Origin of the sequence: Comamonas badia DSM 17552 (genome assembly GCF_000484635.1) — a bacterium.
In the GTDB taxonomy this organism is placed as follows: Bacteria; Pseudomonadota; Gammaproteobacteria; order Burkholderiales; family Burkholderiaceae_C; genus Comamonas_C; species Comamonas_C badia.
Genome location: NZ_AXVM01000006.1, coordinates 90,365 through 103,316, shown reverse-complemented (window position 1 = coordinate 103,316; position 12,952 = coordinate 90,365). Strand labels below are relative to the sequence as shown.

Below are 12,952 nucleotides of genomic sequence, written 5' to 3'. Positions count from 1 at the left end.
CGGCCAGCGCCTCACCTGTGTTGCAGGTTCTTCACGCGCTCCTGCATCTTGGCAAGTATCCGGCTTGGTGCGGTGGATCTGTTGCCCGCAAGGCTGCCGTAATCGTGGGCCATCGCCTCGTCTCAGGCCAGCAGCGCCTGCGCAAACTCCCGTGCACTGAAGGTCTCCAGGTCTTGCACCTTCTCGCCCACGCCGATGAAGTAGACCGGCACCGGGCGCTCCTGCGCGATGGCGGCGAGCACGCCACCCTTGGCCGTGCCGTCGAGCTTGGTGACGATCAGGCCGGTGAGTTGCAGCGCATCGTCGAAGGCCTTGACCTGCGCCAGCGCGTTCTGGCCGGTGTTGCCGTCGATCACCAGCAGCACCTCGTGCGGTGCGCTGGCGTCGGCCTTGGTGATGACGCGCTTGATCTTCTGCAGCTCCTGCATCAGGTGCAGCTGCGTCGGCAGGCGCCCGGCGGTATCGACCAGCACCACGTCCTTGCCGCGGGCCTTGCCGGCGCTGACGGCGTCAAAGCTGACTGCGGCCGGGTCGCCGCCTTCCTGGCTGACGATTTCCACCGTATTGCGCGTGGCCCAGACGCCGAGCTGCTCGCGCGCCGCGGCGCGGAAGGTGTCGGCCGCCGCCAGCAGCACGCTTTCGCCATGGTCGGCTAGGTGCTTGGTGAGCTTGCCGATGGAGGTGGTTTTGCCCGCGCCGTTCACGCCTGCCACCATGATCACGGTGGGCTGGTGGGCGCCTATGGCCAGGGATTTTTCCAGCGGAACGAGCAGCTCGGTGAGGCAGTCCGCGAGCAGCGTTTTGACGGCCGCCGGGTCGGTGGCTTTTGTCTCCTTGACGCGGCGCTTGAGCGCTTCGAGCAGTTGTTGCGTGGCTTTGACGCCGGTATCGGCCATCAGCAGCGCGTCTTCCAGCTCTTCGTAGAGCGCATCGTCAATGCGCGTGCCGGTGAAAACGCCGGTGATGCTGCTGCCGGTCTTGCGCAAGCCAGCGGAGAGGCGGGCGAGCCAGCCTTTGCGCTCCGGGGCGGCAGCGGGTTCTGGTGCAGGCGTGGGCGCGGGTTCAGGCGTGGGAACCGGTGCAGGCGTGGGCGCTGCAGCGGCTGCAGGAATGACGGCGACGACGGGTGCCGGCTCAGGTGTTGCCGCTGGCGTGGGCTCTGTGGCGGCAGCGACCGGAGCTGGCGACGGCGCCAACGCCGGGGCGGCAACGGAAGGCGCGGCGGGTGGGGTTGGCGGTGCCGGCTCTGCCCCAGGGGCAGCGGTCGGCTCAGGGACAGGGGTGGGCGCCGCCGGGGCGGTCTTTTTTCGGAAAAAGCTGAACATTGCGAAGTTTCTAGAATCGCAGGCATTCTATGAAACACACCCTTCTTTTTTGCGCGGCTTTCCTCGCTGGCTGCAGCACCGTCGCGCCGCCGCAGCCCGCCGCGCCCTCTGGCGGTGCGGCACCGCTGGTCACCACCGCGTCCGGCGCGCAGGAATTTCGCCTCGCCAATGGCATGCCGCTCATCGTGCAGCCGGACCATCGCGCGCCGACGGCGATCCAGATGCTCTGGGTGCGCACTGGCAGCATGGACGAGGTCAATGGCACGACGGGCGTGGCGCATGTGGTGGAGCACATGATGTTCAAGGGTTCCGCCAAGCTTGCGCCCGGCGAGTTTTCGCGCCGTGTGGCGCAGCTGGGCGGGCAGGAAAACGCCTTCACCACGCGCGACTACACCGGCTATTACCAGCAGATTCCGGCCAGCCGCCTCAAGGACGTGATGGCGCTGGAGGCCGACCGCTTTGCCCACAACCAGTGGCCCGATGCAGAGTTCCGCAAGGAGATCGAGGTCATCAAGGAAGAGCGGCGCATGCGCACCGATGATCAGCCGCGTGCGGCACTGATGGAGCAGCTCAACGCCGCCACGTTCATGGCATCGCCCTACCACCACCCGGTGATTGGCTGGATGAACGATCTGGACAATCTGCAGCCCGATGATGTGCGTCAGTTCTACCGCACCTGGTACACGCCGGCGAATGCCGCGCTGGTGATTGCCGGCGACGTCGATCCGCAGCAGGTGCGCGCCTGGGCCGAGGAGATTTATGGCCGGCTGCCGGTGCAGGTATTGCCGGCGCGCAAGCCCCAGCTGGAACCCGGGCAAAAGGGCATGCGGCGCATCAGCTTGAAGGCGCCGGCCGAGCAGGCCTATGTGGCGCTGGCGTTTCATATCCCCGCGATGCACAGGCTGCAGGACCTTGGTGCCACGGACAGGGACGCACTTTCGCTGCTCGTGCTCTCGGCCGTGCTCAGCGGCTACGACGGCGCGCGGCTCGATCGCGCGCTGACCCAGGGACCTGACCGCGTGGCCGACAGCGCCGGGGCCTGGGCTTCGGTGTTCGGGCGCGGGCCGGCAACGTTCATGCTGAGCGGCGTGCCGGCGCAGGGCAAGAGCGCGGCCGACGTGGAATCCGCCTTGCGCGCCGAGGTGGCGCGGGTGGCGAAGGACGGCGTCAGCAGCGCCGAGCTCGCGCGTGTGAAGGCGCAATGGGCGGCATCGACGATTTACGCCCGCGATTCCCTGCGCGGCCAGGCCAGCGACCTGGGCAGCAACTGGATTCAAGGGCTACCGCTGGATGCGGACGACCGCCTGCTGGCGCTGCTGCAGCACGTCGCGCCGGCCGACGTGCAATCGGTGGCCGAGCGCTATTTCGGCGATGACCAGCTCACCGTCGGTACCTTGGTGCCGCAGCCCGTGGCCGCGGGCGCCAAGCCGCGCGCAGCCGCTCCAGGCGGCACCCAGGGCGGCGCTCAGGGTGCGATACGGTAAAGGAAGCGGGCCATGCTAAAAACAATCAAAAAGATAGCTTTCAGCGCTTTATTTACGGGCGTTACAGGCATTTTTTATGCACAAAATGCGTTTGCCTTGCTGCCGATCGAGCACTGGACGCAGGCCAACGGCGCCGAGGTCTGGCTGGTGCAGAGCCCGGCGATTCCCATGGTGGATGTGCAGCTGGATTTCGATGCCGGCAGCCGCCGCGACCCGGCCGCGCAGGCCGGCCTTGCCAGCGCCGTTGCGCTGATGAGCGCCAAGGGCGTGCAGGCAGCCGATGGCCTGCCGGCGCTGGATGAAAACCAGCTCGGCGAAGCCTGGGCCGATCTGGGGGCCAGCCTGGACGCCGGCGCGGGGCGCGATGCGCTGAGCTTCTCGCTGCGCTCGCTCACCAAGCCTGATCTGCTGGATCGCGCGGTGCGGCTGGCCGCGCGCCAGATAGCCCAGCCCAGCTACCCGCAGGACGTGTGGCAGCGTGAGCGCGCGCGCTGGCAGGCGGCGATTGCCGAGGCCGATACCAAGCCCGGCACCGTGGCGGGCAAGGCGTTTGCCAAGGCGGTGTACGGCAGCAACCCCTACGGCCAGCAGACCACGGCGCAGACGCTGGATGCCATTCAGACCGCTGATCTGCGCGCGTACCACACACGCTATCTGCAGCGCTGCCGCGCCCGTGTGGCGGTGGTGGGGGCGGTGAACCGCGCACAGGCGCAAAGCCTGGTGGATGGCCTGCTTGCGCGGCTGCCGGCAGGTGACGCGCAGAGCTGCGCCGCGCTGCCGGCGCTCGCGCCGCTGCAGCCGCTGGCGAAGGCACAGGAGCTGGATATCCCGTTCCAGTCAGCGCAGGCGCATGTGCTGATCGGCCAGCCCGGTTTTGTACGCGGTGACCCGGATTTCCTCGCCCTGCTGGTGGGTGACCATATCCTGGGTGGGGGGGGCTTTGCCTCGCTGCTGACCGAGGAGGTGCGTGAGAAGCGCGGGCTTTCCTACAGCGTTTTCAGCGAATTCACGCCCGGTCTGTCGGCGGGCGCCTTCGTTGCCGGCCTGCAGACGCGGCCGGATCAGGCGATGGAGGCCATCAAGGTCACGCGCGCCGTGATCGCCGATTTTGTGCAAAACGGCCCGACCGAGGCGCAGCTGCGCGCGGCCAAGGACAACCTGATCGGCGGCTTTGCGCTGCGCATCGACAGCAACCGCAAGCTGCTGGGCAATGTGGTGAACATTGCGCGCAACGGCTTGCCGCTGGATTACCTGGAGCATTGGACGGACCGCGTGGAAGCGCTCACCGCGCGGGACGTGAAGGCGGCGCTGCAGCGCAAGCTCCAGCCCGACCGCATGGTGACCGTGGTGGTCGGCGCCCAGCCCGCAGCCAAGCCGTGAGCAAGGCCGCCGCCCGCCCCGCTGGCGCGGTGCGCATCATCGGCGGGCAATGGAAGCGCACCAGGCTGGCGGTGCCGGACCGCCCCGGTCTGCGCCCCACGCCAGACCGTGTGCGCGAAACGCTGTTCAACTGGCTGGGGCAGGACCTGACCGGCTGGCGCGTGTTCGATGCGTTTGCCGGCACGGGCGCACTGGGGCTGGAAGCCGCTTCGCGCGGCGCGGCCCAGGTGCTGTTGGTGGAACAGGACGGTGCGCTGGTGCAGGGCATCGCGCGCCTGGCGGAGAAGCTGCAGGCCAGCCAGCTGCAGGTGCGCCGCGGCGATGGCGTGGCGCAGCTCGCGCAGTGCGCGGCGCAGAGCCTGGATCTGGTGCTGCTCGATCCACCGTTTGACGCTGCGGCGCTTTTTGTGCCCGCGCTGCAGGCGGCTGCTCGCGCGGTGGCGCCGCAGGGCTGGGTTTACCTGGAGGCGCCCAGGCGCTGGGATGGGGCGGCGCTGGCGCCCCTGGGCCTGGCGTGCCAGCGCTACCTCAAGGCGGGCGCGGCGCATGCGCATCTGCTGCAGCGCCTGCCAGTGCACTCCTGAAAAAGAAGCTGATGGCACATGCCAGTCAAGCGCTAAAGGCCTGTTTGACCTGAAATCGCACCATAATGGCTGGCGTTGCCCCTGCAGGAGTGCCCCTCATGTCCGCCACGATCGCCGTCTTTCCCGGAACCTTCGACCCCATCACCCTGGGGCATGAAGACATGCTGCGCCGTGCGGCCGCGCTGTTTGGCACGGTGATCGTCGCCGTGGCGATGGCGCACCACAAGAAGACGTTGTTCACGCTCGATGAGCGGCTGCAGCTGGCGCGCGATGCGCTGGCGGACCGGCCCAACGTGCAGGTGCTGGCCTTTGACGGCCTGGTCACCGAATTTGCCGTGGCGCACGGTGCGCAGGTGATGGTGCGCGGCCTGCGATCGGGGACCGATTTTGATTACGAATTGCAGCTTGCCGGCATGAACCGCCACCTGCGTCCGGAAGTGGACACCGTCTTCCTCACCCCCGATGCGCGCTGGCAATCCATCAGCAGCACGCTGGTGCGCGAGATTGCGCAACTGGGCGGCAAGGTGGATGGGCTGGTCAGCAGCACGGTGCTGCCGCACCTGCTGGCCAAGGTGGGGCGGGCATAGAAAGGTTCTGATTTGATAGCTGTCAGCGCTTTATCATCAAGCGCTGGAGCCGTATTTCCCTGTTATTGAGGCCCTACGGATTCCGTCCACTCTTCGGGCACTTGCGAGGCTGATGCGGCGGTTTGCTTTGCGCGCGCCTGTTCGGGCACGATGGCACTGAGTGGCGCCGGGTGCGGTGCGTGCCTGCGTGTGAGTGCCTCGGCGATCTGCACCGCCGATGCAGGGCGGCCGGCCACGGTGGGGCGCAGGATATCCGGGTCGCCCTGCAGCTCTTGCTGCGTCGGCACATGCGGCGCAAAGCTGTGCGCATCAGCCAGCGGCCAGTACAGGCGGTAGGTGTTGTGCTGGTGCGCCAGATCGTCCAGGATGGCGCGCCGCTCCATCGTCGGCATCAGCGCCGAGAGCAGGCGGATGCGCGCGCTGTCCAGGCGCCGCACGATGTGGTGGGTGCTGAGCTGGTCGGGGTGCATCAGGCCCGCGGCCTGCAGCAATTCTTTCAGCGCATGCAGCGTGTTGGCGTGGTATTGCGCCACGCGCGGCGCCTTGTCCGAGATGACGAGTGCCTTCTCGCGCACCGGGTCCTGCGTGGTGATGCCGGTGGGGCAGAAGCCCGTGTGGCAGACCTGCGCCTGAATGCAGCCCAGCGCCATCATGAAGCCGCGCCCGGAATTGCACCAGTCCGCGCCCAGCGCGAACATGCGCGCCAGATCGAATGAGGTGATGACCTTGCCCGCGGCGCCGATCTTGATGCGTTCGCGCAGCCCCACGCCGATCAGCGTGTTGTGCACCAGGTGCAGGCCTTCCTGCACCGGCGCGCCCATGTGGTCGGCGAATTCGATCGGCGCCGCGCCCGTGCCGCCCTCGGCGCCGTCGACCACGATGTAGTCAGGCGTGATGTCGGTCTCCAGCATGGCCTTGACGATGCCGAACCACTCCCAGATGTGGCCTATGCAGAGCTTGAAACCCACGGGCTTGCCACCCGAGAGTTCGCGCAGGCGGGCGATGAAATGCATCATTTCCACCGGCGTGGAGAAAGCGCCGTGCGAGGAGGGCGAGACGCAATCCTCGCCCTCGGGCACGCCGCGCGCGGCGGCGATTTCGGTCGTGACCTTGGCGCCCGGCAGGATGCCGCCGTGCCCGGGCTTGGCGCCCTGGCTGAGCTTGATCTCGATCATCCGCACCTGCGGGCTGGTCGCCTGCTCGGCGAAGCGCTCGGGGTTGAAGCTGCCGTCGGGGTTGCGGCAGCCGAAGTAGCCTGAGCCGATCTCCCAGATCAGGTCGCCGCCGTTCTGGCGGTGGTAGCGGCTAATGCCGCCTTCACCGGTGTCGTGCGCGAAATCGCCCATCTTCGCGCCCAGGTTCAGCGCCAGGATGGCATTGGCCGAAAGCGCGCCAAAGCTCATCGCCGAAATGTTGAACACGCTGGCGTTGTAGGGCTGGGTGCAGGGCGAGACGCCGGCGCGCGCCGTGCCGGGCTGCCCGCCGATCCAGATGCGGAAATCGTGCGAATCGATCTTGGTGGTCTGCAGCGAATGGTTGATCCACTCATAGCCCTTGGCGCCCACGTCCAGCTTGGTGCCGAACGGCCGCACATCCGGCACACCCTTGGCGCGCTGGTAGACCACGGTACGCTGAGCGCGGGTGAAGGGCTCGCCCTTGTCGATGTCGCCCTCGATGAAATACTGGCGGATTTCGGGGCGGATGAACTCCAGGAAAAAGCGCATGTGCCCGAGGATGGGGTAGTTGCGCAGTACCGCGTGGCGCGTCTGGCGCATGTCGTACAGGCCGATGGCGATCAGCGCGCAGGCGATCACGAAGACGGCCAGCGGCCAGGCACCCGGGCGCATGGCCATCCACGGCAGGCTGACGACGGCTGCCAGCGCGCACAGCGCGAGGGTGGTGTAGCGCACATGCGTGGCCACGAAGTGGGGATGAGACATTACCGCTGGTTTCCGAAAGGAGGTGCGCCATGCTAGCCCACTGCGGTGCTTTTGGGCACCGGGTTTTCAGCGATGCCTCGGTGCACGCTCGGGTGCTGGAAGAGGGCGGTCAGCGTGATGGCGCGCCTGACCTTGGAGCGGGCACTGCCGGCGCAATGGATCGACGAGGTGTTTGAGCAACCCCGCCGGGCCACACGCTGGTGGTCCACGTCCCGGACAGCGCCCTGGTGTGCGGCATCGCAGCCTGCGAGGACGCGCACGAGAGCGAGGAACTGTCGTGATGCCATTGCTGGAGCACGCCCAGCCCAAGCAGGTATGGATGGGAGAGCGGCACTTCTGTACCCACGCCATCTTGCAACGCCTGAACCAGGCGGGTGCTGGCTTCATCGTGCGCGAACATTCGCGCCATCCGCGGCTGGCGGAGTTCGGACGGTGCAGCCGCTACGAGCGCATCGAGACCGGCCGGGTACGCGAGCAGCGCATCGGCTTCGCGCTTCAGGGCGATGCCCAAGCCGGGCAAGGCGGCACGTCCTGGCGACGCATCGAGATCGAGTTGGATGGGCCCACCGAATCGGGCGAGCACGCGATTGGCCTGTGGAGCAACCTGCCTGCGAACATTGGTGCGGCCACGAGGGCTATGTGGATGGCAAGACCGCTCGATCTCATGTCTCGGCCGACCATGTGCTCAAGGGGAAAGTCACACCTTGAAAGGGGTGGCTCTTAAGCCTCTTTTCAGCCAGCGCCCGCATAGTCAATCCAAACTGATTGAGCATGCCGCAATGAAACCATTGGCACGCCTGCGCCGCGCGCTGGCCGTGGCGCCCCAGGCCTGGGCCCTGGCCGCACCGTACTTTCGCTCCGAGCGCCGCTGGATCGCAGGCGGCCTGCTGTTCGCCATCGTGGCGCTGAACCTGGCGGCCGTGACCATGCTGGTGCAGATCAACAGCTGGAACCGGCTGTTCTACGACGCGCTGCAGGAGCGCAACGCCACGGTGTTCTGGCAGCAGCTCGGGCACTTTGCCTGGCTGGCGCTGGGCTACGTGGTGATTGCGGTGTACCGCTTCTACCTCACGCAGCGCCTGCAGATCGACTGGCGGCGCTGGTTGACCGAGCACATGCTGGCGCGCTGGCTGGCGGGCAAGGCCTTCTACCGGCTGGAGCTGGCGCGCTTTCAGGACGGCAAGGACGGCCAGGAGGGCGCCACCGCCATGCCCGACAACCCGGATCAGCGTATCCAGGAAGACTTGAACCTGTTCACCGGCGCCAGCGTCGGCCTGTCCATGGGCCTGCTCAACGCCGTAGTGACGCTGGTGAGCTTCGTCGGCATCCTGTGGGGTTTGAGCACCAGCGTGGGCCTGCCGCTGCCCGCGGCCCTGGGAGGGCCGCGCGAGTTTCCGGGCTTCATGGTCTGGATGGCGGTGCTGTACTGCGTGGCCGGCAGCGCCATCACCTTCTGGGTCGGGCGCCCGCAGATGCGGCTGAACTACCGCCAGCAGCGCCTGGAGGCCGATTTCCGCCACCGCATGGTGCGCGTGCGCGAGCACAGCGAGGCCATTGCGCTCGACGGCGGCGAGGGCGTGGAGGGGCGCCAGCTCGGCGGGCGCCTGACCGATGTGCTGGCCAACTACCTTCAGCTGGTCAAGGCGCAGAAGAACTTGGTCTGGTTCACCAGCTTCTTCGGCCAGGCGGCCGTGGTGTTCCCCTTCATCATCGCCGCGCCGCGTTTCCTGAGCGGCGCGATCCAGCTGGGCGAGTTGATGCAGATCGCATCGGCCTTCGACCGCGTGCAGGGCTCGCTGTCGTGGATCGTGGACAACTACGCCGACCTTGCGGCCTGGCGCGCCACCACCGAACGTCTGGGCGGCTTCGAGGCCAGCCTGACGGCCCAGGCGCGTGCTGCCGGCCTGCAGCCCGAGCCCGCTGCCGAGCTGGCCGTGCGCAACCTCAGTGTGGCGCTACCCGATGGCCGGCCGCTGCTGCAGCAAGCCACGCTGTCGGCCGCGCCGGGCCAGGCGGTGCTCATCAGCGGCCCGTCGGGCGCGGGCAAGTCCACGTTGTTGCGCGCCCTGGCGGGCATCTGGCCCTGGACGCAGGGCAGCGTGCAGCTGCCGCAGGACGCCATGTTCATCCCGCAAAAGCCCTACTTCCCCGACGGCCCGCTGCGCGACGCCCTGGCCTACCCCGAGCACCCCGGCCGCTACGGCGACGCCGAGCTGCGCCGCGCCCTGGTCGAGGCCCGGCTGCCGGCGCTGTGCAAGCGCCTGGACGAGGCCGGCGCCTGGAACGCCCAGCTCTCGGGCGGCGAGCAGCAGCGCCTGGCGATCGCGCGCGTGCTGCTCAAGCACCCGGCCTGGGTGTTCGCCGACGAGGCCACGAGCGCCCTGGACAGTCCCACCGAGGGCCTGCTGTACCAGCGCCTGCGCGACCTGGTGCGCGGGCGCGGTGCTCTCGTATCCGTAGCGCACCGGGACAGCGTGCAGCAGTTCCACGGCACGCGCTGGCGGCTTGATCCGCAAGCGGCGCAAATCCATGTGGAGCCGATGAAGACCGCCTCCGCCACATGAGGCGCGTCACCGCCTGCGGCAGACCGTGCAATCGGGATCGCGCGCCAGGCGGATTTCGCTCCAGCGCATGCTGCGGCCATCGAGCATCAGCAGCCTGCCTGTCAGGGACTCGCCGGTGCCCACGATGTGCTTGAGCGCCTCGGCTGCCTGCATGGTGCCTACGATGCCCACCATGGGCGCGAACACGCCCATGGTGGCGCAGGCCACCTCCTCGAACGCGGCATCGGGCGGGAACAGGCAGGCGTAGCAGGGGGATTGCGCATCGCACGTGTCGTAGACCGCGATCTGCCCGTCAAAGCGGATCGCCGAGCCCGAGACCAGCGGCTTGCGCGCGGCCACGCAGGCGGCATTGATGGCGTGGCGCGTGGCATAGTTGTCGGTGCAGTCCAGTACCACGTCAGCGTGCTCGACGAGTGGTGCCAGGCGGGCCTGATCGACCCGCTCGCGCACGCGGTGCACCCGTACCTCGGGGTTCAGGGCGTGGATCGCAACAGCGCAGGAGTCCACCTTGGCCTGGCCGACGCGCGCCGTGGTGTGGGCGATCTGGCGCTGCAGGTTGGTCAGGTCCACCACATCGTCGTCCACCAGCGTGATCCGCCCCACGCCGGCCGATGCCAGAAACAGCGCCGCGGGCGAACCCAGGCCGCCCGCGCCGACGATGAGTGCGTGCGCCGCGAGGATGCGCTCCTGTCCCTCGATGCCGATCTCGTCGAGCATGATGTGGCGCGAGTAGCGCAGCAGTTGGTCGTCTTCCATTGCGTTCTTGCGGCATGAAAAAGGCCGGACGGGCCGGCCTCGGGGTGGCGCTTTGAAGGCGCTCAATCGTCCTTCCTGGCTTCCTTGCGCTCGGTCAGCGTTTTGCTGGCCTGCACCGGCTGGCCCTTGAGCTGGTTCAGTGCCTGCACCAGCGGGAAGTCCTTGTCGGAGCCGAATTCGGGCAGCTTGCGTTCGACTTTGGCATTCTTCGCTTCTTCTTCCAGCTTCTTTCGTGCCTCTTCGCGCGCCTTTTCCAGCGCCTTGTCGGTCGCCGCCTCACCGCCCTGGGTGTTGTCCAGATGCTTGACCAGGTCGGATTCGCGCAGGCGCAGGGCGGCGAACACGTCGCCTTCGGCGGTTTCATCGACCATCACGTCCGGCACGATGCCGCGCGCCTGGATGGACTTGCCGCTGGGTGTGAAGTAGCGCGCGGTGGTCAGCTTGATGCCGGTGTCGGGGCCGAGCGGGCGCACCGTCTGCACCGAGCCCTTGCCGAAGGTCTGGCTGCCCATGATGGTGGCGCGGTGGTTGTCCTGCAGCGCTCCGGCGACGATCTCGCTGGCCGATGCCGAGCCTTCGTTGACCAGCACCACCATGGGCACCTTGCGGAAGACCTCCGGCAGGCGCTTGAGCGGATCGCCGTTGCCGCGGCGCACGTAGTTGGAGGGCGAGGCGGTGAAGATCGCCTTGCTTTCGGCCAGCTGCCCATCGGTGCTCACCACCGTCGCGCCTTCGGGCAGGAAGGCGGCGGAAATGCCGATGGCCGCATCGAGCAGTCCACCGGGGTCGTTGCGCAGATCGAGTACCAGGCCCTTGATATTCGGGTCCTTCTGGTAGATGTCTTCTGCCTTGCGCACGAAGTCGTCGAGTGTGCGGTCCTGGAACTGCGAGATGCGGATCCAGGCGTAGCCCGGCTCGACCAGCTTGGCCTTGACCGATTGCGTCTTGATTTCCTCGCGCGTGATCGTCACCGGGAAGGACCGGCTCTCATCCTTGCGGAAGACCGTCAGCGTGATCTTGGTGCCCGGCTCGCCGCGGATGCGCTTGACGGCATCGTTGAGCGGCAGCCCGCGCACCGCTTCATCGCCGATCTTGGTGATCAGATCGCCGGTTTTCAGGCCTGCGCGATCAGCCGGGGAGCCTTCGATGGGCGAGACCACCTTGATCAGGCCGTCTTCCTGCGTGATCTCTATGCCGACACCGACAAAGCGCCCCGAGGTCCCCTCGCGAAATTCCTTGAACGATTTCTTGTCGAAATACTGCGAGTGCGGATCCAGCCCGGCGACCATGCCGGAAATGGCATCGGTGATGAGTTTCTTGTCGTCCACCGGCTCGACGTAGTCGGTCTTGATGAGCCCGAACACCGCCGCCAGCTGCTGCAGCTCTTCGAGCGGCAGTGGCGCCATGGAGCCGCGCGCCACCGTCTGCAGCGACACCGTCGTCAGCGCGCCGGCCAGCACGCCAACCGAAATCCATCCTGCAATCTTGAGTCTCTGCCCCATAAACCACCTTTGTCGCGTCGCGGCAATATACACCTTGGAGGGGCGGGTTCTGCGGCGGTTCCCGCGTCAGGCCTTGCTTTGGCTGGCCACGGCGGCCGCTGCCTGCGCAGCTGCCTCGGCATCGCCGAGATAGGCCCGGCGCAGCGGCTTGAGCCCGGCGTCCAGTTCGTAGACCAGCGGTATGCCGTTGGGGATGTTCAGGCCCACGATGTCGGCATCGGAAATACCGTCAAGATACTTCACCAGCGCGCGGATGGAATTGCCGTGCGCCGCGATCAGCACCCGCTGTCCGCCGCGGATGGCCGGAGCGATCGCGTCCTGCCAGTAAGGCAGCACGCGCGCCACCGTGTCCTTGAGGCATTCGGTCAGCGGCACCTGGCCGGTTGCCAGGCCGGCGTAGCGCAGATCGCCGCGTTCGCAGCGGGGATCGTCGGCCTGCAGCGCGGGCGGCGGCACGTCGTAGCTGCGTCGCCAGATGTGCACCTGCTCGTCGCCGTATTGTCTGGCCGTCTCCGCCTTGTTCAGGCCTTGCAGCGCGCCGTAGTGGCGCTCGTTCAGGCGCCAGCTGTGCATCACCGGCAGCCAGGTGCGCTGCATCGCGTCGAGGCAGTGCCACAGCGTGTGCGTGGCCCGGGCAAGCACGCTGGTGTGCGCCACGTCGAATTCGTAGCCCTCCGCCCTGAGCAGGCGCCCGGCATTCCGTGCCTGGGCAACGCCGGTGGCCGTGAGCGGCACGTCGGTCCAGCCGGTGAAACGGTTTTCCAGATTCCAGGTGGATTCGCCGTGGCGGATCAGGACGAGCTTGTGCATGCGGTGTTCCAGTGCTTGAA

10 protein-coding genes and 1 pseudogene are annotated in these 12,952 nt (G+C 67.5%); 6 read left to right on the top strand and 5 right to left on the bottom strand.

Going from position 1 to position 12,952, the window contains the following annotated elements:
* Positions 1 to 122 precede the first annotated feature (122 nt).
* Positions 123 to 1,325: a signal recognition particle-docking protein FtsY gene (gene ftsY, locus K320_RS0113480; protein WP_024539362.1), complete on the bottom strand. Its 1,203-nt coding sequence runs from the start codon at positions 1,323 to 1,325 to the stop codon at positions 123 to 125.
* A gap of 29 nt (positions 1,326 to 1,354) precedes the next feature.
* Between ftsY and K320_RS0113475 the strand changes: the two genes are divergently transcribed.
* The 4 genes from K320_RS0113475 to coaD all read left to right on the top strand — a co-directional run bounded on the left by K320_RS0113475 (position 1,355) and on the right by coaD (position 5,360).
* Positions 1,355 to 2,809 carry a M16 family metallopeptidase gene (locus K320_RS0113475; protein ID WP_024539361.1) on the top strand — a complete coding sequence of 485 codons (1,455 nt, stop codon included), beginning with the start codon at positions 1,355 to 1,357 and terminating at the stop codon, positions 2,807 to 2,809.
* 12 nt (positions 2,810 to 2,821) lie between these two features.
* Positions 2,822 to 4,189 carry a M16 family metallopeptidase gene (locus K320_RS0113470; protein ID WP_024539360.1) on the top strand — a complete coding sequence of 456 codons (1,368 nt, stop codon included), beginning with the start codon at positions 2,822 to 2,824 and terminating at the stop codon, positions 4,187 to 4,189.
* A complete protein-coding gene (rsmD, locus tag K320_RS0113465; RefSeq protein ID WP_024539359.1) occupies positions 4,186 to 4,773 on the top strand; it encodes a 16S rRNA (guanine(966)-N(2))-methyltransferase RsmD in 588 nt (195 codons plus the stop codon). The genes K320_RS0113470 and rsmD overlap by 4 nt, the downstream gene beginning before the upstream one ends.
* A gap of 98 nt (positions 4,774 to 4,871) precedes the next feature.
* On the top strand, positions 4,872 to 5,360 hold the full coding sequence (gene coaD, locus K320_RS0113460) for a pantetheine-phosphate adenylyltransferase (RefSeq protein WP_024539358.1): 489 nt from the start codon (positions 4,872 to 4,874) through the stop codon (positions 5,358 to 5,360).
* Between the two features lie 62 nt (positions 5,361 to 5,422).
* Here coaD and K320_RS0113455 read toward each other — a convergent pair whose 3' ends face one another.
* Positions 5,423 to 7,300, bottom strand: coding sequence for an FMN-binding glutamate synthase family protein (locus K320_RS0113455; RefSeq protein WP_024539357.1), 1,878 nt, complete (start codon positions 7,298 to 7,300; stop codon positions 5,423 to 5,425).
* Between the two features lie 283 nt (positions 7,301 to 7,583).
* On the opposite strand from K320_RS0113455, the pseudogene K320_RS0113445 reads away from it, so the two are divergent.
* Positions 7,584 to 7,937 (top strand): annotated as a pseudogene (locus K320_RS0113445) (hypothetical protein); the annotation flags it as partial.
* A 142-nt stretch (positions 7,938 to 8,079) separates the two neighbouring features.
* Positions 8,080 to 9,864 carry an ABC transporter ATP-binding protein/permease gene (locus tag K320_RS0113440; protein ID WP_024539355.1) on the top strand — a complete coding sequence of 595 codons (1,785 nt, stop codon included), beginning with the start codon at positions 8,080 to 8,082 and terminating at the stop codon, positions 9,862 to 9,864.
* A gap of 6 nt (positions 9,865 to 9,870) precedes the next feature.
* Here the strand turns inward: K320_RS0113440 and K320_RS0113435 are convergent, their stop codons facing one another.
* From K320_RS0113435 to gpmA, 3 genes are all read right to left on the bottom strand, one after another.
* Positions 9,871 to 10,620, bottom strand: coding sequence for a HesA/MoeB/ThiF family protein (locus K320_RS0113435; RefSeq protein WP_024539354.1), 750 nt, complete (start codon positions 10,618 to 10,620; stop codon positions 9,871 to 9,873).
* A gap of 62 nt (positions 10,621 to 10,682) precedes the next feature.
* Positions 10,683 to 12,122 carry a S41 family peptidase gene (locus tag K320_RS0113430; RefSeq protein ID WP_024539353.1) on the bottom strand — a complete coding sequence of 480 codons (1,440 nt, stop codon included), beginning with the start codon at positions 12,120 to 12,122 and terminating at the stop codon, positions 10,683 to 10,685.
* A 66-nt stretch (positions 12,123 to 12,188) separates the two neighbouring features.
* A complete protein-coding gene (gene gpmA, locus K320_RS0113425; RefSeq protein ID WP_024539352.1) occupies positions 12,189 to 12,932 on the bottom strand; it encodes a 2,3-diphosphoglycerate-dependent phosphoglycerate mutase in 744 nt (247 codons plus the stop codon).
* Positions 12,933 to 12,952: the final 20 nt, after the last annotated feature.